The organism is Bifidobacterium sp. UTCIF-38 (genome assembly GCF_006454495.1).
Taxonomy (GTDB): domain Bacteria; phylum Actinomycetota; class Actinomycetes; order Actinomycetales; family Bifidobacteriaceae; genus Bifidobacterium; species Bifidobacterium callitrichos.
Map to the genome: position 1 here is coordinate 37,664 of NZ_JFAL01000019.1, position 20,544 is coordinate 58,207.

Here is a 20,544-nt window from a genome sequence, read left to right on the forward strand (position 1 = left end):
TTACCTGCATGTCAGGGGTCACGTCCGGTCCCTCAGCACGTTGCCGAGGATGTGGCGCATGAACGGGATCGTGGTGGCGAACGTGAGCACGTCGGCCACGGACTGCGCCGCCTCGACGCCCGTCACGCCGATCAGGTGCGGCAGGACGAGCACGATCGGCGCGAGATACAGGCCGGTTCGGCACACGGCGAGGAACGAGGCGATGCCCGTCTGCCCCAACGTCTGCGAGATCATATTGCCCATCATGTTCACGCCGTTGAGCACGACCGTCACGCACTGGAAATGCAGCGCCGCGACTCCGACGGCGATCACCGCCGGATCGGAGCGGAAGATCTCGACCAACTGCGGGGCAACGACCCAGATGACGACCGCCAACGCCAGCAGCACGCCGGTGGACAGCTTCACGCAGAACCAGAACGCCTCGCGCACGCGGGCGAACCTCCCCGCCCCGTAGTTGTAGCCGCACACCGGCTGGAACCCCTGGCCGAGTCCGATGATGACCGAGTTCGCTCCGAGCATGATGCGCATGACGATGGCCATGCCGGCGATCGCCGCATCGCCGAACGGGTTCGCGGCGATGTTCACGCAGGTGGTGGCGATCGATCCTGCGCTCTGACGAACGAGCGACGGCAAACCTCCGCCGACGATCTCTCGCAGCAGCAGCGGATCGGGACGGCAGTTGCGCAGCGACAGTTTCAGCACGCCGAACCTCGCGCTCATGACGGTCAGGATCAGGAAGCTCACGGTCTGGCAGATGCCGGTGGCCAGTCCCGCGCCGAAGATGCCGAGGCCGAACACGAAGATGAACAACGGGGCGAGCAGGAAGTTGAGCAGCGCCCCGCAGACCAGTCCGATCATGCCGAACGCGGACTGCCCCTGGTAGCGCAGCAGGCCGTTCAGCGCGAACGAACCGCACACGCACGGGGCCGCCACGAGGATCGGCGTCAGATAGGTCACGGCATACGGCGCGATCGTGGCGGTGGATCCGAGCGCCACGACCAGCGGTCGCAGCGTCGACAGGCAGATGATCGCCACGAGCAGGCCGGAAAGGAACGCGCCCGTGAATCCGATGGCGAGCAGACGGGACGCCCTCTCGTTGTTGCGTTTGCCGAGCTCGCGGCTCATCGAGTTACCCGATCCGTTGCCGAAGAAGAAGCCGAGCGCCTGCAGTATGGTCATGATCGAGAACGCGATGCCGATCGCGCCGGACTGCGAGGTGCCCAGCTGCCCGATGAAGTACGTGTCGGTGAGATTGTACGCGGTGGTCACCAGATTCGAGATCACCGCCGGAATGCACAGCCGCAGGATCAGCGGTCTGATCGGGCTTTGCGTCATCTGACGGTACTTCGCGTCCGCCGACGCCCTTCTGATTCCCTGTCGCATCTTGACCACGGGATGGTACTGTACTCCCCCCGTGCCGACCGCATCGCGGCGAATGTCACTTGCCGGGCGTACCGACGTTGGGCAGCCGTTTCACCTGTTCGATGACGTCACGATGCTCCTCGATGAGCTCCGAGGCGTCCGTTTCGCGCCCCTCGGCGATCGCCCTCCAGTACAGGGTCTTGAGCGAGACGTACGCCTGCTGCATGCGGATCGCCTCGGCACGGGCGGCGAGACGCAGCGCCTGCGCGTCGAGCAGCTCGATCTGTCTGGTCGCTCCCGCCGCGCCGTCCTGCGTGTTGCGCAGATACTCGCGCATCGATTCCAAAGGCATGCCCGTCGCCGACAGGCACGCCACCGTCGTCAGTCGCTCCAGATCGGCGTCCGAATAGGCACGGCGCCCGGACTGGTCGCGCGCGATCGGCGGGATGATGCCGATCTGCTCGTAATAGCGCAGCGTCGACTCAGGCAGTCCGGATGCCAGGGACGCCTCGCGGATGGTATGCCATGCGGTGACCGTCATGCTCATGCTCCTTATCTGTGTCTGGCATGTCCCACGCCATTACCATGCAATCTACGGGTCTCAAGCGCTTGAGGTCAAAACGCCTCCTCACTTCAGATACCGTCCGGTGACGCTCGCCGGGTTCGCGGCGACCTCGGCCGGCGCGCCGACGGCGACGATCCTGCCTCCGGCCTCGCCGCCTCCCGGTCCCATGTCGATGATCCAGTCGGCGTTGGCGATCATGTCGAGGTCATGTTCGATGACGACGACGGTCGCGCCCGCCGAGACGAGACGATCGAAGACGCCGAGCAGGACACGCACGTCGAGCGGGTGCAGGCCGATGGTCGGCTCGTCGAAGACGAACACGGCGTCCGACTGGGCGCGCCCCATCTCGCCGGAGAGCTTGAGCCGCTGCGCCTCCCCACCGGACAGGGACGGGGTCGGCTCGCCCAAAGTCAGGTAGCCGAGCCCCAGATCGTGCAGCGTCGTCAGACGCGCATGCACCCTGCGCAGGTCCGTGGTCGCCTCCAGCGCCTCGTCCACGCTCATCGCCATGAATTGGGGCAGCGACAGCTCACGTCCGTCCCCCGTCACGCGTCGGATGCCGTCCGCCTCGGGCGAATAACGCGAGCCATGGCAGTCGGGGCACGCGATGTCCACGTCGGGCAGGAACTGCACGTCGAGCGAGATCGACCCGGTGCCGTCGCAGGTCGGACAGCGAAGTCGTCCGGTGTTGTAGGAGAAGTCGCCGGCCTTCCAGCCGCCCGCCTTCGCCGCCTCGGAACGCGCGAACGCCCGTCGCAGATCATCATGGACGCCGGCGTACGTGGCCACCGTGGAGCGCACGTTCGCACCGATCGGCGTCGCGTCGATGAGATTCGCACGCATGATGCCGTCCGACTCGATCGCATGCACATGGTCGGGCATGGGCGCGGGCGAGTCCGCCCCCGCTCCCTTCGCGGCGTTCGCCCGCAGAGCGGGAATCAGCGACTCCAGCACCATCGTCGTCTTGCCCGATCCGGACACGCCGGTCACGACGACGAGCCTGCCGCGCGGGACATCCACCGAAAGCGGTTTGACCGTGTGGATCGGCCCCGTCTGCATGTGGATGCGGCCGAGATCGAACATGCGATCGGCGTCGATCCCCGTGCGTACGCGCCCCGGGCCGTCCTCGAGGAGGAACGGCGCGATGCGGCTGCCCCGCGCGGCGGCGTGCGCGACGTCGGCGACCGACCCCTGCGCGATCACCCGGCCGCCGCCCGCACCCGCTGCCGGTCCCATCTCGATCAGATGGTCGCAGGCCTCGAGCACGCGCACGTCATGGTCGACGACGACCACGGTGTTGCCGTCCGCCACGAGATCGCGCATCACGCCGATCAGCCCGTCGACGTTGGCCGGATGCAATCCGATCGACGGCTCGTCGAGCACATACAGCACGCCGGTGGTGCGGTTGCGCACGGCGCGGGCCAGCTGCACGCGCTGGCGTTCGCCGGTGGACAGCGTGGAACCGGCGCGGTCGAGCGTGAGATACCCGAGCCCCAGCTCCATCAGCCGACGCGCCACGTCGAGGAACGATTCCGCGATGTTCGTGGCCATCGGACGCATCTCTGGAGCAAGCGAGGCAGGGACGTTCCGCACCCAGGAGACGGCGTCGTCGAGCGTCATCGCGCTCGCCTCGGCAAGATCGACGCCGCACACCCGCGGGGCGCGCGCGGCCTCGCTCAGACGGGTTCCCCCGCATGACGTGCACGGCCTCTCCTCGAGGAACCGGGAGACGCGCTTGAGTCCCTTCTCGTCCTTGGCCTTGGAAAGCGCGTTCTTGACGGTGCGGACGGCGTTGTAGTAGGTGAAGTCGAGTTCGGCGAAGTCGTCGCTCTTCTTCGACCGGTAGAGGATGTGCTTCTTGACGGCCGGGCCGTCGAACACGATGTCGCGCTCCCCGGGGGTGAGCTCACGGAACGGCACGTCGGTGCGCACGCCCATCGCGCGGCACACGTCCTTCATGAGATCCCACATGAGCGAGCCCCACGGCAGGACCGCACCATCGTCAATGCTCTTCGACTCGTCCGGCACGAGGGCGGCACGGTTCACCTCGCGCACGACGCCGGTGCCGGAGCATGCGGGGCACGCGCCGGCCGAGTTGAAGGCGAGGCTCTCGGCGCCGGGACCATGGAACTCGCGGCCGCATCCCGCGCAGGTGATGGGCAGTTCGGCGGCCACGGCGAGCGTGGGCTCGTTGCGCGTGCCGCAGTGCGGGCACACGTGCGAGCCGACGCGGGAGAACAGCAGACGCAGGCTGTTGAGCAGTTCGCTCATCGTGCCGAACGTGGAGCGGACGCCCGGCACGGCGGGACGCTGATGCAGGGCCAACGCGGCGGGGACGTGCAGCACCTCGTCCACCTGCGCACGCGACGCCTGGGTGAGCCGTCGGCGCGTGTACGTGGAGAGCGCCTCGAGATAGCGTCGCGACCCTTCGGCGTAGAGCACGCCCAGAGCGAGCGAGCTCTTGCCCGAGCCGGAGACGCCGGCCACGCCCGTCAGCGCGTGCAGCGGCACATCGACGTCCACATTCCTGAGGTTGTGCACGCGCGCGCCCCGCACCTCGATGGCCGTCGGCCCCGCGCCCCCGCGCCGCGTCATCCCGTTCCCTGATCCCATGCCGTCCCGTTCGTCATCCATGCGGCCAGTATATGTCCGATCAGAATCGGATCAGCGACTTGATGACCTCGCGACGGTCCATCGCCTCGTACGCCTCCTGGATATGGTCGAGATCGTAGATGCCGGTGAACACGCGGCCGGGGTCGATCCGGCGCTCCAGCACGGCGTCGAGCAGCCCGGCCTCGAGATCGTAGTGGCGCACCGGCGCAGGTCCGCCCTTGATGCCGATGTTGCCGTAGAACGTGCCCTCGGCGCTGATCTCGACGTCATGGGGAAGACCGACGCGGCCGATCACGCCGCCGCGTCGGATAAGCCCCAGCGCCGTGTCGAACGACTGCCTGGAGCCCACGCATTCGAGCACCGCGTCCGCACCGTAGCCTCCGGTCATCGACAGCACCCTGTCGACGGCGGCCTGGTCGCGCTCCGCCACGATGTCGGTCGCGCCGAACTCGCGGGCGAGCGCCGCACGGTCCTCGTGACGGCTCATCGCGATGATGCGACCAGCGCCGAGCATGCGGGCGGACAGTACGCCGCACAGGCCCACCGCGCCGTCGCCCATGACCACGGCGGTGTCGCCGGGCCTGACCTCGGCGGATACGGCCGCATGGTATCCGGTGGACATCACGTCGGCGATCGTGAGCAGTGAGGCGAGCGTCTCGTCGTCGTAGTCCTCGGGTGAGCCGGGCACCTTGACGACGGTGCCGTCGGCCTCGGGGACGCGCACGTACTCGGCCTGGCTGGCGCCGAAGTATCCGCCGTGCGGGCAGACCGATTCGAAGCCGGCCCTGCACACCGGGCATGTGCCGCAGCTGTACGGGAACGGCAGCACGACGAAATCGCCCGGTCGGACCGACGTGACGGCGTCTGCGACCTCATCGACCACGCCGATCGCCTCATGGCCGATCTGGCTGTTGTGCGGGTGGGCGCTCTGCCCTCGGAAATACCACAGGTCGGAGCCGCATACGCAGGCGCGCACGACGCGCACCACGGCGTCTCCGACCTGTTCGATCCGCGCCTTCGGCACCTCGCGTACGGTCATCTCCCCCGGCTTCGCGAAGATCGCGGCTTTCATCGTCTCGCTCATCAGCACTCCTTAAGTCGAACATTGGCTTTTACGGATTCCACGCTACGCCGTTGAAGCGCTCGAAGGGCAAATACGCGACACGCCGGATGAGGCGACGTCTCACTTCACCTGGGTGATGACGTCGCCTCTGACCATGAACCCCTTGCGCGCCATGTCGATCATCGGCTGGTCGAACTTGCTGTCGGTGTAGAACTCGTCGATCACCGCATCCGGTCCCAGCACCTGGCGCAGCCGCTTGGGCTTGTTCGTGTTGAAGTTGAGATAGGTGACCTCGAACGTCTCCGGGTCGATGGTCGAGGCGATGAGCCGTTCGACGCCGAGTCGCCTGCACGCCTCCCCCACCGTCACGTCGAACGAGGCGGTGAGGATCACGTCGTCGGGGCGTGGGTCGTACCATGGCTTGATCTTGCGCATGTTGCGGTCCCAGAACGCGTTGACCAGCGATCTGAGTCCGCCGGTCAGATCGTCGGCCCCGATGACCGAGGCGTCGGCGACCATCACGTCCCCGTCGAGCCCGGCTTTGGCGACGGCGTCGAGCCGGCTGGTGCGCAGCTCGTCGATCCCCCTGGACGTGGACAGGTCCCTGAGGTATCTGCGCGCCACCTTGCCGACGCCGCGCTCCATCTGCTCGAGCGTGGCGCGACCGAGCTTGTACTTGATCGCGTAGCGCAGCACCGGGGCGATGTGACGGAACACCTTCATGTCGTATCTCGCGCTGAACAGGTAGAGGTCGAACAGGCTCTCCCCGTCGTAGATCGTCCCGTCGAAGTCGAACACCCGCATGCCGTTCCCCTTTGCGCTTCCCGCTTTCACTCAACGCCCCACTATAGGGGAACGGACGGTTCGGGGAAAGCCGCGACGCGAGAACGGCGCGGCTTTCCGGGGTTCACGCCCTGCGCGGCATGTCCACGTCGGTGTCGATGGCGATGGTGACCGGGCCGTCGTTGACCAGTCCGACGCGCATGTGGGCGCCGAAACGCCCCTCCCTGACGACGAGACCTCCCGAACGAAGCGCCTCGTTGAACCGGATCCAGACGAGATCCGCATGCTCCGGCCCGCCCGCCGCGATGAAGCTGGGACGATTGCCCTTGTGCACGTCGGCGAACAGCGTGAACTGCGAGATCGACAGGATCTCGCCCCCGATGTCCTGGATGGAGCGGTTCATCCTGCCGCGCTCGTCCTCGAACACGCGCAGGTTGAGCACCTTGTGGGCGAGCCATGCGATCTCGGCGTCGCCGTCCGCATCGGCCACGCCGACCAGGATCATGTATCCGGGGCCGATCTGCTGCGGTTCGAACGTGGGGTCGACCTCGCCCAACTCGTTGACGACGTCGACGCCTGCCTGTGACACTCTCTGGATGACGATGCGCATGAGTCACGATTATGCCACGTGATACCGCGCACCCCGGGACCTAGGTCCATGCGCGACGATGGGGCGGCGGCTTTTCCGAGCATTATCGGGAAAGCCGCCGCCCCATCGATCATGGAATGCGGATGATGCCCGCGGCCGATGCGGGACGACGCGACGTCACTTGATGATGACGTCCTCCGGCTTGATGTCGGAGGTGAAGCTCGGGGCGAGCTCGCTCTCGTACGCCTTCTCGAAGAAGCCGTCGGCGGTCAGGGTCTTGATCTCCTTGTTGGTCCAGTCGAGCAGGCTCTTGTTGCCCTTCTTCACCGCGGGCGCGATCGTGGACTCGTCGCCGAGGGTCTTGACGCCCACGGTGAATCCCGGATTGTCCTTGGCCCACGCGTACAGGTACGTGTTGTCGTCGGCGAGCGCGGCCACGCGGCCGTCCTTGAACGCCTGGAACTGCTGGGTCTTGGAGTCGAACTTCTGGAGATTCACGTCGGGGTAGTTCTCGGTGAAGTACGTTTCGGCGGTGGTGCCCTTGGTCACGGCCAGGTCCTTGCCCTTGAGCTGGTCGGCGCTGGTGATCTTCGCGCTGTCCGGGGAGACGACGCCGATGGACACCTTCATGTACGGTTCGGCGAAGTCGACGACCTGCTTGCGTTCGTCCGTCACGGTGAAGTTGGCGAGGACGAGGTCGACCTTGTCGCTCTTGAGCGAGTCGACGCGGCCGTCGGCGTTGACCTGCACCCAGTCGACCTTGACGCCGAGGTCCTTGCCGATCTGGTTGCCGAGGGCGACGTCGTAGCCGGCGCGGGTGCCGTCGTTCTTCACGTAGCCGTAGGGCGGCAGGTCGCCGAACGTGGCGATGCGGATGGTGCCGGCCTTCTTGATCTGGTCGACGGTCTGGCCCTGCTGCGATGACGATGATCCCGATCCGGAGGCGCCGGCTGCGGCCGGGTCCGGACCGTTGCCGCATGCGGCGACGGAGATCAGCGTGACGGCGGCGAGTGCGCCGGCGGCGATGCGCTTGAGGTTGAACATGATGGTTCCTCTTCTCTTTTCTGTGTTTCTGGTTGTTTTCTGGTTGTTGCGGATGGGTACGTGTGGTGGGTGTGTGTCGTCATTCGTCGCCGACGGGCGACATGCTGTCGAGGAAGCTTCTGGCGCGGTCCGTCGCCGGATGCGTGAAGAAGTCGTCTCCGGACTGGCGTTCGAGGATCACCCCGTTCTCGAGGAACATGACGGTGTCGGCGACGCGGCGGGCGAACTCCATCTCGTGGGTGACGACGATCATCGTCATGTGCCGTTTCGCGAGTCGGAGCATGAGCTCCAAGACCTCGCGGACCATCTCGGGGTCGAGCGATGCGGTGACCTCGTCGAAGAGCATGAGCTCCGGGTTCATCGCGAGGGCGCGTACGATGGCGATGCGCTGCTTCTGTCCGCCGGACAGCTCGCGCGGATAGGCGTTCTTGTATTCGGTGAGCTGCACGTCCCTGAGCAGACGGTCCATCTGCTCGTCGACCTCGGCCTTGGCGCGCTTCTGCACCTTGGTCGGGCCGAGTTCGATGTTTTTGGCGACCGTGAGGTTCGGGAACAGGTCGTAGCTTTGGAACACCATGCCGATCTCGGTGCGCAGCGCGCGCCACGCCCGTTCGTTGTTGTTCGGCACGACCCTACCCTTGAAGCGGATCTCGCCGCCCTGGATGGTCTCCAGACCGTTGAGGCATCGGATCAGAGTGGACTTGCCGGAGCCCGAGGGGCCGAGCAACACCAGCACCTGACCGCGGTGCACGTCGAAGCTCACGTCCTTGAGGACCTCGTGGTCGCCGTAGGATTTGCGCAGATGGCGTACCGAGAGCAGCGGCTCCTCCCCCGCCTCGTTCGGCGTGACGCCGCCGGGCGCCGTGGTCGTTCGCGTGTTGTCAGCCATTGTTACGCTCCTTGGCTCGCTTCTCGAGTGCCCTGGCGATCATCGCCAGCGGCCAGCAGATGATGAAGTACAGGAAGAAGATGAATCCGTACACCCAGAACGCGGCGTCCGGATGGGTCATGCGGTTGGCCTCCATGATCTGCTGGCCAACGGTGACCACGTCGATGACGCTGATGAGCAGCAGGAGCGACGTGGTCATGATCACGCGCGCCGCAAGGTTGATGACGGCCGGGATCATGAGGTTGACCGACTGCGGGATGCGCACGTACCACAGCAGCTGCAGCCCGCTCATGCCCAGCGCCCGTCCCGCGTCGACCTGATGCTCGGACACGGAGATCAGGGCTCCTCGCACGATGTCGCTGATCTCGGCCGACACCCACAGGCCGAACGCGACGACCGCGACGGTCACGCCGTCGACCTGCACGCCCAGCTCCCTGGGCAGGATGTAGTAGGACAGGAACAGCAGCACCAGCGTCGGCACGATGCGGAAGAACTCCAGATACAGGCGCAGCACGGCGCGCAGCACCGGGTTCCTCAGGGTGCGCAGGGCGCCGAGGACGACGCCCAGCGGGATGCCGGCCAGCAGGGCCAGTCCGGCCACCGTCACGGATGTGCCCAGACCCGACAGCAGACGGGTGAGATTGTCGCCGACGAACAGCACGTCCATGCCGGAGGCGAGCGCCACGTGCAGCGGATCAGTCATCGCCGAAAGTACCACGACGAACCCTCCTTTCCAGCAGCGTGAGCAGCACCGACAACGGGATCAGGATGATCGCGTAGGCGACCACCAGCATGAGCAGATACTCGTCGCTGCGGTAGTACATGCCGATCAGGTCGCGGGCCGTGTTGGTCAGCTCCGGCACCGCGATCACGGTGAACACGGAGGTCTCCTTGACCATGAAGATCACGTTCGCGGCGACCGCCGGCACGCTTCGGGTCAGCCCCTGCGGCAGGGTCACATGGCGGATCATCTGCAGCGGCGAGAGTCCCAGAGCGCGCGCCGACTCCTTCTGCACGCGCGGGATGCCGCTGAACCCGCCGGTGAACGCGCCGGACATGTACGCCGCGCCGAACACCGACATGCCGATCACGGCGCACGCCTCGGCGCTCCACCTCACGCCCACGGACGGCAGTCCGTAGTACAGGAAGAACAGCTGGATCAGCAGCGGGGTGTTGCGAAACAGCTCCTCGAATACGGAGCTCGCCTGCGCGAGGACCGGCACCCGGTATTCACGCACCAGCGCGAGGACGAGTCCCAGCACCGCGGCCAGCGTCACGCTGATCGCGGACAGCCGCAGCGTGACGACGAACGCCTTCTCGAAGATCGGCAGCGCCGACAAGATGGCAGCCCAGCTCACAGGTCGTTCCTCCTTCCCGTTCCCGTTTCGATGTCTTCGATGTCGTTGACGCACACGGTTCGCGCGTCCTTCTCTCTCCTCGCCCGCACGTTGTGGCGCGGGGATTGCGATTGCTTCGACGGCACCCAGCGTAGCGGCTTCCCGCACCGCCGTTTCGCCGTCCGTGCGCTCGCGCACGTCCAAGGCGGCGGGATGCGCAGACAGCGGATGCATGCACGGGACGTTCTGCGCGACATGTGCGGCACCGCATGATCCCAACGGTTGCAACGGTTTCACACCCTCCTGTGCGGCGTCGCCCAAGGGGTGACGAGGTCTCTCCCCGCCCTCGGCTATGAGCGGCGTTTATATCCCGCCATTGATTGTTCCGAATCGGCGCCGTCCGATACGTGGCCCACGACGCTGCCACGAGCCCTGCCACGAACCGGTGGCGCTTGTCGCTTTCCGTCTTAGACTGGAAGGCATGTCTTTAACTATCGGAATCGTCGGACTGCCGAACGTCGGCAAGTCCACCATGTTCAACGCGCTCACCCGCAACAACGTCCTGGCGGAGAACTACCCGTTCGCCACCATCGAGCCGAACACCGGCATCGTGCCGCTGCCGGACGATCGTCTGCCGGTGCTCGCCAAGCTGGTGCACACCGAGAAGATCGTGCCCGCCACCGTCACGTTCGTCGACATCGCCGGCATCGTCAAGGGCGCCTCCGAAGGCGAGGGCCTGGGCAACAAGTTCCTCGCGAACATCCGCGAGGCCGATGCGATCTGCGAGGTCGTGCGCGCGTTCAAGGACGACGACATCGTGCACGTCAACGGCAAGGTCGATCCGGCCGACGACATCGACACGATCAACACCGAGCTGATCCTCGCCGACCTGCAGACCATCGAGAACGCATTGCCCAAGCTGGAGAAGGACCTCAGGGGCAAGAAGATCGAGAAGGAGTACTTCGACGCCGTCAAGGAGGCGAAGACGATCCTCGAGAACGGCGAGACGCTCGACAAGGCCGCCCGTGAGGGTCGCTTCGACAAGGACTCCGTCTACGACCTGCACCTGATGACCGCCAAGCCGTTCATCTACGTGTTCAACGTGGACGACGACGAGCTGGCCAACGACGAGCTCAGGACCAAGCTCTCCGCCTCCGTGGCCCCGGCGCCGGCCGTGTTCCTCAACGCCCAGTTCGAGGCCGATCTGACCGATCTGGACGAGGCGGACGCCCGCGAGATGCTCGAGGACGCGGGACTCAAGGAGTCCGGCCTCGATCAGCTGGCCCGCGTCGGCTTCGACATCCTCGGCCTCCAGACGTTCCTGACCGCCGGCGAAAAGGAGGTGCGCGCCTGGCAGATTCACAAGGGCTGGACCGCACCGCAGGCCGCCGGCGTGATCCACACCGACTTCGAGAAGGGCTTCATCAAGGCCGACATCGTCTCCTACGACGACTTCGTGGCCGCGAACGGCTCGATGGCGCAGATCAAGGAGGAGGGCAAGCTCCGTCAGGAGGGCCGCGACTACGTGATGCAGGACGGCGACATCGTCGAGTTCAAGTTCAACGTCAGCAAGTAGGGTCTAGCACCCCTCGAAAACGGCGGAATTCCAACGTTTCCGGTTTCCGGGAATGGGTGGATTTCGCCGTTTTTCAATTCACGGGGAATGGCCGATTATGGCCCGTATCTGGCCGTTTGTGGCCCGGATAGAGTGCCCATAGAGTGCCCTTTTTGAGGGGTGCTTTCCGGCGGACATTCGAAGGCACTCCCGACCAGGGAGGCAACAATCACGGCAGCCAACGGCCAGAGGCGCACGAAGGGCGCCGGCACCATCATCCACCGTTCTGACGGACGGTGGGAGTTCCGCCGCGAGATCGATCGCGACCCCGCCACCGGCAGACGCCGGTTCATCTCCGCCAAGGGCCGCACGAAGGCGGAGGCGTGTGAACGGTTCGACGCGAAGATCGCGCAGATGGAGCGCACCGGCCTCATCCCCGGCGCGAAGTCCCCGTACCTGAAGGACTACGCGGAACGCTGGCTCGAGGAATACAAGACGAACGTCAAGCCCACCACGTACCACACGCGCGCCGGCCGCATCAACGCGTGCATGGAGGTCATCGGCCATGTGCGCCTGACCGACCTGACCGCCGACCACATCCGCAAGTGCATGCGCGTCCTATCCAAGCGGCTCGCACCCTCCACGCTCAAGGACCATTATGTGAGCCTGAAGATGATGCTCGACCAGGCCGAACTCGAGGAGCTCATCCCCGTGGATCCATGCCGCAGGGGCCGACCACCCCGCGTGGAGCCCACGGAGGCGCGCATCCTCTCGCCCGACCAGCCGAAACGGCTGATAGACGCCGTGCCCGACCGGGGCGCGACCCGACGCGGCCCACAGCCGACGACGGACGTGGACGAATCATGGATGCTCCTGTTCGAACTCGCGTTCGCCGCCGGCATGAGGGAGGGCGAACGGTACGCGCTCATGCCCTACGAGCTCGAGATGCGCGACGGCGTGCCAGGCATCCACGTGCAGCAGCAGATCCAGCCGTACGGCCGACCCGACGAAGTGGAGATCCCCAAATGGCTCAAAGCCGAGCACCTGTACGGCATCCTATGGCTCACCACCCCGAAGACGCTCGCCGCCAAACGGTTCGTGCCCATCTCCACGAGCCTATGGGACCGCCTATGGGCGCGCATCAAACGATTGGACATCGGCCAGCACGAGCTCGTGTTCACCAACCAGCGCGGCAACCCGATCCGCAGCAGCGAACGCTACAACTGGCGCAAGGCGCTCGCCGCCGCCGACCTGCCCATGGTCAACGTGCACAGCGCACGACACTGGACCGCCAGCATGACGGCACGCGCGAACATGCCCGACGATGCGCGCACCGCCATCATGGGCCATACCAGCATCCAGATGACCAACCGCTACACCCATCGGGACGCGGACAGCCTCGCCAAACTCCTCGGTCAGGCCATCCCCGAACTCCATGATGACACCGACGTCATCGAAGCCGAGGTCATCGAGGAAGCCGCATAGACGAAACCAACAACGAAGCCCCGGCGCTCGCAAAGAGCGGCCGGGGCTGTCTTCGTGCGGGCCGGTCACGCGTTCTGCAGATCGTTGTATCGATGCTCAAGGCCTTCGCGCAGCACTTGGCTGTAGTTGATTCCCTCGCGTTCGCCGAACGTGTCGAGCCATGCGGGGATGGTCACGTTCTTGCGTACGCTTTTTTTGCCGTATTTTTCAGCGTATGCGTCCATGTCCAGGCTGATGAGGGTGACGATGCCGCCCGGTTCCTCCGGTTTCACGTCGGCGATGTCGGTGGCGTGCGGCTCGTGTCGCCCCTCCTCGAGCTCGCCGAGCACCCATCCGCTGGCCGCGTCCACGGCCATGTCGAGCGCTTCGGGCAGGTTGCGGCCCTCGGTGACAAGGCCGGGCATGTCCGGGCAGAGCACGGTGTATCCGCCGGGGACCCCAGACGGGTAGAGAACGACCGGGTAGACGAGTTTCATTTGATCCTTCTTTCGTTGATTCCGGCTTGCTTCCATATCGATTTGACGGTGAACGGCGCAAGGTCCCCGTTGTGCTTCGGGACGGTGACCCTTCCGGGCTTGTCCGGGTGCGTGTACTGGCAGTGGCTTCCGCTCTGCGAGTAGAGCCGCCATCCGTCCTTGCGGAGTATCTTCTCGATTTCCTTGAACCTCATAGCATGTATGATACGCATAATGCGTATTGAAGTCAACCGGTGAGAACTTGGTGAGATGTAACATCGGGGTGTATTTCGTCAAGTCCGCCGAAGCGGAAAGGCGCAAGTGCCGTTAGCAAACATAAAGATGCGTGGCGATGTGAATGAGGAATAGGAGATTGTTGATGACTACGGCCGAAAGGTAGCGCTATCACTCACGCCACGGTCAGGGTCTGGGCGAGCGTGTGGGAGACGCCGGGGGCGAGGGTGACGGCCTTGTCGCGGCAGAGGGCAGCCTCGACAGCCACGAAACCGCGCCATTCGCCGGCACCTGGACGGGTGTTGGCGAATGCCTCGCCGCCCGTCCTGCCGGGATTCCACACCACGGTCTGAGGGGAGCCGGACTTGTCGATTCGGATGGTCCGGTCGAGTACGGCGTCGTGCAGTTCCAGCGGATAATCCGAATAATAGACGCGATCGACGGCGCTGTCGCCGAACGTCACGTCCGCGTCGGCCTGCGTTTTCGGCGGGAAACCGGCGATTGTGGCGTCCAGATACGTGCTGCCTTCGAGTCCGCGCAGTCGAGCTCCGTCAAGGTCACCGACATGCAGGTACGAGTGCAGCGCGGCCTCGAAGGTGAGCGGCGCCTCTCCGGTATTGGCGACGGTCAGGGCCATCGTGAGCGAGCGGGATTGCAACGTCACGTCGTAGACGGCGCGGAATCGTGGATTCGGTTCGTCATCCAGCCATGGAATCTCACCGGCCGGCGCATCGGCAGGCTCCAGCACATACCGTATGCAGCTGCCAGCTAACTGGCCCCCGGCGGACTGGTCTCCGGTGGGTTGGCCTCCGGCGAACGAGTCAGAATCGAGGTGCCACCACGAGCGCCGGGCGAACCCGTGGATCGAGCTTTTCGCGGTCTGACGGCCATGCGCATATCCGGGGCCGAACCACGGGAAGCAGATGGGTACGCCTCCGCCAAGGGGACGACCATTTTCGAAGCGCCAAGTGGACGGCGTCCAGATGACGTCCGGCTGGCCGGCAGGCGCCCACCGCAGGAGATGGGCGCCGTAATCGCTGATGGCCGCAGTGCCGCCGGCGTTGGACAAGGTGCGGATGACGAAATCAGGCATGATGACCTCGGAAAGCAAACGTGGATTTGGTAGACGGATTACCGGTATCTCAACAGGTACCGAGCCGTTACCTGAGCTGTCGTCCGGCGCACCAGACGTGTTGGACGGTCCAGTCGGTGGGGCCGAGGAGGTTGAGGTCGGCGGCGTATCCGGGGGCGACCAGGCCGAGCGGGGCGCCGGTGACGGGGTTGGGCCGGTCGAAGCCGAACGCGCGGGCCGGGGTCAGGGTGGCGGCCTCGACGGCGTCGGCGGGCGCGAACCCGAGTTCGTTGACCGCGCGTTGGACCGCGACCTCCAAGGTGAGCGTGGAGCCGGCGATCGCGCCGTTGGAGACCAGGCGCGCGTGCCCGTCGACCACCGCGCCACGCGCGGCCGGGTCGATGCCCGCCGAACGGCACGCGTGCTCGAACGCCTCCTCGCCCGAACCATCCACGCCCGCCGAGCCTGAGGCGACGATCACGCCGCGCGCGTCCGACACGACCCACCAGCCCGAACGCACGCCACGCGCATCCACCTTGCGCGCCCCACGAATCGCGACCGGCCGGACATCGCCCTCCAACGCGGTCGTCACCCGGGCGACGACCGCCCGCCTATCCTCAACCGTCATACGTCATGCTCCTTCACATCCGGACCCCGAGTCCCGACCGGTCAGATGCCCTGCCAGGCCGGCTTGTGCGCGTACGCGTACCGGTAGTAGTCCTTGTGACGCAGACGCGAGGCCGCCTCCTCGTCCACGATGATCGTCGCATGCGGATGCAGCTGCAGCGCGGACGCCGGGCAGAACGCGGACACGCCGCCCTCCACCGTCTCCTCGATCGCCTCCGCCTTGCCCGAACCGAACGCCAGCAACACCAGATGACGGGCCTTCAACACCGTGCCGATGCCCTGCGTGATGCAATGCGTCGGCACCTTGCTGACGTCGTCATCGAAGAAACGCGCGTTGTCGATGCGCGTCTGCTCCGCCAGCGTCTTCACACGCGTGCCCGACGCCAACGACGAGCCCGGCTCGTTGAACCCGATATGCCCGTCCGTGCCGATGCCCAGAATCTGCACGTCGATGCCGCCGGCCGCCTCGATCGCACGATCATAGGCCGGACCGGCCAACGCGATCCGCTCGCCGTCCTCCAACGGGGCGCCATCCAGGATATCGCCCGGCACATGCACCTTCTCCGGGGCCAGACCCAACGGCTCGACCACCGTGCGATGAATCGTGGAATGATACGACTGCGGATGATCCAACGGCAATCCCAGATACTCGTCCAACGCGAAACCACGCACACGCGACACGTCGATCGACTCGTCACGCACGATCCGCGCCAGCGCCCGGTAGGCGGCCAACGGGCTCGAACCCGTGGCCAGACCCAACACCGCGTCCGGCTTCGACTTGATCAGATCAGCCACCGCACGACCATAGATCTGGCCGGCCTCCTCCTGATCCTTCACGATGATCACTTCAGCCATAATCAGTTCCTTTCCGTTGTGATGACTGCTGATGAATCGATGATTGCGATTGATTTATGTGATGGGATATAGCGATTACCGGAGCACCATGCCGAGGCTCCTGAGGAACTGGGCGGTGGTGTGCTTGTCCTTGAAGACGGCGGTGTTGCCGAGGATGCGCTCGCACACGCTGCCGACTTCGTCCTCGACGGCGGCATGAATCGTCTCCGGGTCGTGCGCGCCGTCCAGCTTGGCAGCAATTTCATCCCATTGGCGGTGGAACTCCGTGCAATCCTCCGGCAGCGGCTCGCCGGCCGCGAGCGCCGCCTCGAGCCTGCCAAGCTGATCGACCAGACGGCCGGGCAGGATGAACAGGCCCTGCGCCTCGATGAGTCCGATCGGCTCCTGCTTGATAGTCCAGAACTCGGGATGCGCGTGGAAGATGCCCTCGGGGTATTCCTCGCTCACCGCGTTGTTGCGGAAGATCAGGCTCATCTCGTAACCGCGGCCGGTGATGATGGCGCTCGGCGAGAGGGCCGACTGGCGGTTGCCGTCCGCGTCGTGGCTGGCGATATCCTGCTGCGGGTCGTCGTAGTTCACCCATGCCTCGCGGATGCGGTCGGACACCTTCACGATGTGCTCGCGCGATGGTGAGACCACGCGCACGGCGGTGCCAGGCCAGTCGAGGATCTCGACCACGGTGTCCGGGAAGTCGGGCACGGCGAACGTGACCCACGCGGCGGCCTTGTGCATCGGCAGCAGCTCGCCGCCGCCCTGATAGTGGTCGTGGGCGAGCACCGAGCCACCGATGCGCGGCAAAGCGGCGTTGCAGCCGAGGAAGTAGCCGGGGAAACGGTCCACGAAGTCGAGCAGATGGACGAACGTGGCGCGGTCCACATGCATCGGCGTGTGCTGCGTGTTCACGCAGATGCCGTGCTGGCGGAAGTAGCCGTATGGGGAGAACTGCCAGAACCACGGCTCGCCGCCGAGCGTGACCGGGATGGTGCGCAGCGTGCGCTTGTTGCGTCCGGCGAAGCCCTCGTTCTCGTGGCAGATCGTGCACTTCGGGTATCCGCCGGCCACCGAATTGCCGGCGGCGGCCTTCTTCATGTTCTTGAATTCGGGCTTGGCAAGGTTGATGGTGATGACCAGCCCGTGCGAGTCGAAACGCGGGTTCTTGTCGAGCACGGCCTTCTTGACGTAGTTGTTGGCCACACAGTAGCGGTAGAACCAGTGCATGGCGGTCATGCCGCCGGATTCCCCGTCGGTCTTTCCGTCGAGTTCGATGACGGTGAACCGGTCCTCCACATAGGAGGGCCGTTGGGAGAGCAGGCCCATGATGATGTCCGCATACACCGGGCCCTCCTCCGCCTCGAACAGTCCGGCCGCGGTGGCTGCGGCGCGGAAGTCGGCCAGCAGGGCGTCAGGGTAGGCGAAGGATTCGCTGATTGATTTGCTGATGGATTCTCTCCCCCGGTCGGCTTCGCCGACAGCCCCCTCATCAGAGGGAGCCGAGTGGGAAGAGGCATCGCCGGTGGCGCGCTCATCAGAGGGGACCGAAGCTGAGGCAGCTTCGGCCTGGTAGGAATCCAGCCCGAACAAGGCGAAGATGTTGTTGCGCATCCAGTCGGCGTCGCGCGGGTCGAGGTCGAGGTTGCGCACGGCGAAGTCAACTAGCGCGTCGATCGAAGCGTACACGGCGGCGAGCGCGGAACGGTCGCCAGCGGGCACAGCCGTGGCGGATGCGGCGGTTGTCTCGGTCATCAGCGTCCCTCCCCCGCTTCTCCGGCGCCGGCGCCGTCCAGCACTTCGTCCACGATGGCGCGGATCTCGCCGGCCTTGGCCTCCATCTCCTGCACCAGCTTGATCTGCGTACGGGCGCGCACCAGATTGTGCTCGGGGTACTTGGTGGCGAAGTACGTGTCGCCGGCCAGATAGTCGGCGAGGAAGCGCATGCCGCATTCCATGGTCATCAGGTTGCCGGCGAACGCGAACAGCTCGGCCTCGCGCGGCGTGACGCTCTCGTGCACGGCGCCGATGAAGCCCTCGGCGTACGCGCGGAAGTACTCGGTGCTGAAGTGCACCTTGTCGAGGTCCTTCTCGTCCTCGAGCGCGGTGGAGGCGCCGAAGCGGATGGAGTCGCCGAAGTCGTAGAGCATGGAGCCCGGCATGATGGTGTCGAGGTCGATGATCGCGCGGGCCTTGCCGGTTTCGGCGTCCATCAGGATGTTGTTGAGCTTGGTGTCGTTGTGGGTCACGCGCAGCGGGATGGAACCGTCGGCGAGCCCGTCCGTCACCGCGGCGTACTGATTCTCCTGCTTCAGGAAGAAGTCGATCTCCGGCTGGCAGGTGGCGGCACGGCCGAGCTTGTCCTCGGCGAGCGCGGCCGTGAAGTCGGCGAAACGATGCGGGGTGTCGTGGAAGTGGGCGATGGGCTCGGTCAACTGCGAGGCGTCGAACTCGGCGAGCGTCTGCTGGAACTTGCCGAACGCCGCGCCGGACTTGCGGAACACGTCCGCATTCGGCACGAGGCTGTAGTAGACCGTATGGTCGATGAAACTGTACACCCGCCACGCGCCGGACGCGATGTCCGCGTAGGTGCGGCCGTCCTTGGTGGGGATGATGTCGAGCGTCTCCTGGCCGCGTCCGCGCAGGAACTCGGTGACGAGCTCGATATTGCGCATGAGGTTCTTGGTGTCCGGGAAGATGCTCGTGTTCATCTTCTGCAGGATGTACCGGCGCTGGTTCGTGACCAGCAGATAGGTGACGTTGATATGACCGTCGCCATACGGCTCGATGCTCTCGACCTCGCCTTCCAGCTGGAACAGGTCCGCTACGGCGGCGAGCTCGTTATCGATGGTTGCCATGGGTTCCTTCCTTCGTGCGCGCGTTGCGGTTCGCGCCGCTCGTCTGTTCGCGCGGACTGCCGTCGACTTCCTCGCCGACCGCAATCCGCAGATGTCCTTCACTGATATTCAAACACAGGCCCTGCAAGGCGCTTCGATTTTATGGGAGTATGAAATCCTTGGAATGATAATGGTTTTGATGTTTTTCGCGATTGGATTATGCTGTTCGGTCAGCACAATTTCCATTATCATCAGGACAATTTTTTGATATGGTGGTGCCATGACACCGGTTGAGCATCATGTGGACGCGGCGGTTTCGCATTACTACGTGTATGTCCCCAGCCGCAACGCCCTGAGCATGTTCCTGTACCCCACGCGCATCGGCCTGTACCGCTATCTCAAGGGCTACTGGCTCAACCGTGGCTCGTTCGACAGCTTCATCCTCATGGCGGTCTACAGCGGCACGTTCACCTTCACCGTCAACGGCCGGCGATCCACGGCGAACACCGGCGACCTCGTGCTGCTCGACTGCCATGAACCGAACGTCTACCAGGCGCAGGCGGAGACGGACTGCACGCTGCTATGGATGCACTTCGACGGGCGACTCGCCCACGACTACTTCAAGGCGATCCACGGCGAGCTGGGCACCGTCGTCACGCTGAAGCGCGCCACCTACGCCATCAGCCGGTTCCGCATGATCTACGACACCTTCGCCGAGGAGCGCAAGGTGAACGAGGCGCGCATGTCGCTGGCCATCACCGAAATCCTCACCGAATGCCTGACCGCGCGCGACGATGCCGAACAGCGCGCCGGAGCGCCGTACAACCAGCATGCCATCGAGGAGACGCTCTCGTACATCGCCACGCATCTGAACGAGCCGCTGCCGGTGGCCCAGCTCGCGGCGATGGCGCTGATGAGCGAGTACTACTACATCCGCGTGTTCCGCCAGGTGACCGGCTACACCCCACACACGTACATCGTCAACGCGCGCATGCACGCGGCGAAGTACATGCTCGTGACCGGCGATGCGACGCTGAAGGAGATCTGCGCCGCCTGCGGCTTCTCCTCCACCAGCGCCTTCTGCGCATCGTTCAGGAAGCGCTTCGGCGTGACACCCCTGACGTTCCGAGACTCGTCGCGCAGCCCGGCGCGCAGGTCGTCACGCACGACGCCCGTCCGCGCGTGACGCAC

General features: G+C 65.3%; 20 protein-coding genes and 1 pseudogene. 4 read left to right on the forward strand and 17 right to left on the reverse strand.

Annotated features, from left to right (window positions below; translation table 11 throughout):
- Positions 1 to 18: 18 nt before the first annotated feature.
- The 10 genes from BW11_RS06405 to BW11_RS06450 all read right to left on the reverse strand — a co-directional run bounded on the left by BW11_RS06405 (position 19) and on the right by BW11_RS06450 (position 10,266).
- Complete coding sequence (locus tag BW11_RS06405; protein ID WP_140445087.1) at positions 19 to 1,383, reverse strand: MATE family efflux transporter; 1,365 nt, start codon at positions 1,381 to 1,383, stop codon at positions 19 to 21.
- 55 nt (positions 1,384 to 1,438) lie between these two features.
- A complete protein-coding gene (locus BW11_RS06410; protein ID WP_107044431.1) occupies positions 1,439 to 1,909 on the reverse strand; it encodes a MerR family transcriptional regulator in 471 nt (156 codons plus the stop codon).
- Between the two features lie 81 nt (positions 1,910 to 1,990).
- Positions 1,991 to 4,522: an ATP-binding cassette domain-containing protein gene (locus BW11_RS06415; RefSeq protein ID WP_140445088.1), complete on the reverse strand. Its 2,532-nt coding sequence runs from the start codon at positions 4,520 to 4,522 to the stop codon at positions 1,991 to 1,993.
- Between the two features lie 58 nt (positions 4,523 to 4,580).
- On the reverse strand, positions 4,581 to 5,624 hold the full coding sequence (locus BW11_RS06420; protein WP_140444988.1) for a zinc-dependent alcohol dehydrogenase family protein: 1,044 nt from the start codon (positions 5,622 to 5,624) through the stop codon (positions 4,581 to 4,583).
- Between the two features lie 99 nt (positions 5,625 to 5,723).
- Positions 5,724 to 6,407 carry a haloacid dehalogenase-like hydrolase gene (locus BW11_RS06425; RefSeq protein WP_140444989.1) on the reverse strand — a complete coding sequence of 228 codons (684 nt, stop codon included), beginning with the start codon at positions 6,405 to 6,407 and terminating at the stop codon, positions 5,724 to 5,726.
- Between the two features lie 103 nt (positions 6,408 to 6,510).
- Positions 6,511 to 6,996 carry a D-aminoacyl-tRNA deacylase gene (gene dtd, locus BW11_RS06430; RefSeq protein WP_107044427.1) on the reverse strand — a complete coding sequence of 162 codons (486 nt, stop codon included), beginning with the start codon at positions 6,994 to 6,996 and terminating at the stop codon, positions 6,511 to 6,513.
- Positions 6,997 to 7,152: 156 nt separating this feature from the next.
- On the reverse strand, positions 7,153 to 8,019 hold the full coding sequence (locus tag BW11_RS06435) for a transporter substrate-binding domain-containing protein (protein ID WP_140444990.1): 867 nt from the start codon (positions 8,017 to 8,019) through the stop codon (positions 7,153 to 7,155).
- 79 nt (positions 8,020 to 8,098) lie between these two features.
- Entirely contained in the window at positions 8,099 to 8,908 is an 810-nt protein-coding gene (locus tag BW11_RS06440; protein WP_140444991.1) for an amino acid ABC transporter ATP-binding protein, read from the reverse strand.
- Positions 8,901 to 9,626, reverse strand: coding sequence for an amino acid ABC transporter permease (locus BW11_RS06445; RefSeq protein WP_140444992.1), 726 nt, complete (start codon positions 9,624 to 9,626; stop codon positions 8,901 to 8,903). The genes BW11_RS06440 and BW11_RS06445 overlap by 8 nt, the downstream gene beginning before the upstream one ends.
- The gene (locus BW11_RS06450) at positions 9,604 to 10,266 is read right to left on the reverse strand and encodes an amino acid ABC transporter permease (RefSeq protein ID WP_140444993.1); all 663 of its coding nucleotides are present in this window, start codon (positions 10,264 to 10,266) and stop codon (positions 9,604 to 9,606) included. The genes BW11_RS06445 and BW11_RS06450 overlap by 23 nt, the downstream gene beginning before the upstream one ends.
- 460 nt (positions 10,267 to 10,726) lie before the next feature.
- Between BW11_RS06450 and ychF the strand changes: the two genes are divergently transcribed.
- Positions 10,727 to 11,821: a redox-regulated ATPase YchF gene (gene ychF, locus BW11_RS06455; RefSeq protein ID WP_140444994.1), complete on the forward strand. Its 1,095-nt coding sequence runs from the start codon at positions 10,727 to 10,729 to the stop codon at positions 11,819 to 11,821.
- Positions 11,822 to 12,028: 207 nt separating this feature from the next.
- Positions 12,029 to 13,285, forward strand: coding sequence for a site-specific integrase (locus BW11_RS06460; RefSeq protein WP_140445089.1), 1,257 nt, complete (start codon positions 12,029 to 12,031; stop codon positions 13,283 to 13,285).
- A gap of 65 nt (positions 13,286 to 13,350) precedes the next feature.
- Here BW11_RS06460 and BW11_RS06465 read toward each other — a convergent pair whose 3' ends face one another.
- The 7 genes and pseudogenes from BW11_RS06465 to BW11_RS06495 all read right to left on the reverse strand — a co-directional run bounded on the left by BW11_RS06465 (position 13,351) and on the right by BW11_RS06495 (position 19,374).
- Positions 13,351 to 13,761 carry a type II toxin-antitoxin system HicB family antitoxin gene (locus tag BW11_RS06465; RefSeq protein ID WP_140444995.1) on the reverse strand — a complete coding sequence of 137 codons (411 nt, stop codon included), beginning with the start codon at positions 13,759 to 13,761 and terminating at the stop codon, positions 13,351 to 13,353.
- On the reverse strand, positions 13,758 to 13,955 hold the full coding sequence (locus tag BW11_RS06470) for a type II toxin-antitoxin system HicA family toxin (protein ID WP_109136690.1): 198 nt from the start codon (positions 13,953 to 13,955) through the stop codon (positions 13,758 to 13,760). Before BW11_RS06470 ends, BW11_RS06465 begins: the two co-directional genes overlap by 4 nt.
- Before the next feature lie 194 nt (positions 13,956 to 14,149).
- Positions 14,150 to 15,067, reverse strand: a complete 918-nt coding sequence (locus BW11_RS06475) for a D-hexose-6-phosphate mutarotase (RefSeq protein WP_140444996.1) — start codon at positions 15,065 to 15,067, stop codon at positions 14,150 to 14,152.
- Positions 15,068 to 15,134: 67 nt separating this feature from the next.
- Positions 15,135 to 15,425 (reverse strand): annotated as a pseudogene (locus BW11_RS11960) (amidohydrolase family protein); the annotation flags it as partial.
- Positions 15,426 to 15,715: 290 nt separating this feature from the next.
- Positions 15,716 to 16,528: a glucosamine-6-phosphate deaminase gene (nagB, locus tag BW11_RS06485; protein WP_140444998.1), complete on the reverse strand. Its 813-nt coding sequence runs from the start codon at positions 16,526 to 16,528 to the stop codon at positions 15,716 to 15,718.
- A gap of 75 nt (positions 16,529 to 16,603) precedes the next feature.
- Entirely contained in the window at positions 16,604 to 18,271 is a 1,668-nt protein-coding gene (locus BW11_RS06490) for a UDP-glucose--hexose-1-phosphate uridylyltransferase (RefSeq protein ID WP_140444999.1), read from the reverse strand.
- Positions 18,271 to 19,374, reverse strand: coding sequence for a phosphotransferase enzyme family protein (locus BW11_RS06495; RefSeq protein WP_140445000.1), 1,104 nt, complete (start codon positions 19,372 to 19,374; stop codon positions 18,271 to 18,273). Before BW11_RS06495 ends, BW11_RS06490 begins: the two co-directional genes overlap by 1 nt.
- On the opposite strand from BW11_RS06495, the gene BW11_RS06500 reads away from it, so the two are divergent.
- Together BW11_RS06500 and BW11_RS06505 are read left to right on the forward strand one after the other, a co-directional pair.
- Positions 19,373 to 19,621, forward strand: coding sequence for a hypothetical protein (locus tag BW11_RS06500; protein ID WP_140445001.1), 249 nt, complete (start codon positions 19,373 to 19,375; stop codon positions 19,619 to 19,621). The two genes, BW11_RS06495 and BW11_RS06500, sit on opposite strands and share 2 nt — an antisense overlap.
- Positions 19,622 to 19,633: 12 nt before the next feature.
- Entirely contained in the window at positions 19,634 to 20,539 is a 906-nt protein-coding gene (locus BW11_RS06505) for an AraC family transcriptional regulator (protein ID WP_140445002.1), read from the forward strand.
- The last annotated feature ends 5 nt before the right edge of the window (positions 20,540 to 20,544 follow it).

Coding starts and splice junctions, on each gene's coding strand:
- BW11_RS06490 (WP_140444999.1), bottom strand. CDS start 18,271: ATGACCGAGACAACCGCCGCATCCGCCACGGCTGTGCCCGCTGGCGAC.
- nagB (WP_140444998.1), bottom strand. CDS start 16,528: ATGGCTGAAGTGATCATCGTGAAGGATCAGGAGGAGGCCGGCCAGATC.
- ychF (WP_140444994.1), top strand. CDS start 10,727: ATGTCTTTAACTATCGGAATCGTCGGACTGCCGAACGTCGGCAAGTCC.
- BW11_RS06505 (WP_140445002.1), top strand. CDS start 19,634: ATGACACCGGTTGAGCATCATGTGGACGCGGCGGTTTCGCATTACTAC.
- BW11_RS06405 (WP_140445087.1), bottom strand. CDS start 1,383: ATGCGACAGGGAATCAGAAGGGCGTCGGCGGACGCGAAGTACCGTCAG.
- BW11_RS06425 (WP_140444989.1), bottom strand. CDS start 6,407: ATGCGGGTGTTCGACTTCGACGGGACGATCTACGACGGGGAGAGCCTG.
- BW11_RS06435 (WP_140444990.1), bottom strand. CDS start 8,019: ATGTTCAACCTCAAGCGCATCGCCGCCGGCGCACTCGCCGCCGTCACG.
- BW11_RS06470 (WP_109136690.1), bottom strand. CDS start 13,955: ATGAGGTTCAAGGAAATCGAGAAGATACTCCGCAAGGACGGATGGCGG.
- BW11_RS06415 (WP_140445088.1), bottom strand. CDS start 4,522: ATGACGCGGCGCGGGGGCGCGGGGCCGACGGCCATCGAGGTGCGGGGC.
- BW11_RS06475 (WP_140444996.1), bottom strand. CDS start 15,067: ATGCCTGATTTCGTCATCCGCACCTTGTCCAACGCCGGCGGCACTGCG.
- BW11_RS06500 (WP_140445001.1), top strand. CDS start 19,373: ATGGGTTCCTTCCTTCGTGCGCGCGTTGCGGTTCGCGCCGCTCGTCTG.
- dtd (WP_107044427.1), bottom strand. CDS start 6,996: ATGCGCATCGTCATCCAGAGAGTGTCACAGGCAGGCGTCGACGTCGTC.
- BW11_RS06440 (WP_140444991.1), bottom strand. CDS start 8,908: ATGGCTGACAACACGCGAACGACCACGGCGCCCGGCGGCGTCACGCCG.
- BW11_RS06465 (WP_140444995.1), bottom strand. CDS start 13,761: ATGAAACTCGTCTACCCGGTCGTTCTCTACCCGTCTGGGGTCCCCGGC.
- BW11_RS06410 (WP_107044431.1), bottom strand. CDS start 1,909: ATGAGCATGACGGTCACCGCATGGCATACCATCCGCGAGGCGTCCCTG.
- BW11_RS06420 (WP_140444988.1), bottom strand. CDS start 5,624: ATGAGCGAGACGATGAAAGCCGCGATCTTCGCGAAGCCGGGGGAGATG.
- BW11_RS06495 (WP_140445000.1), bottom strand. CDS start 19,374: ATGGCAACCATCGATAACGAGCTCGCCGCCGTAGCGGACCTGTTCCAG.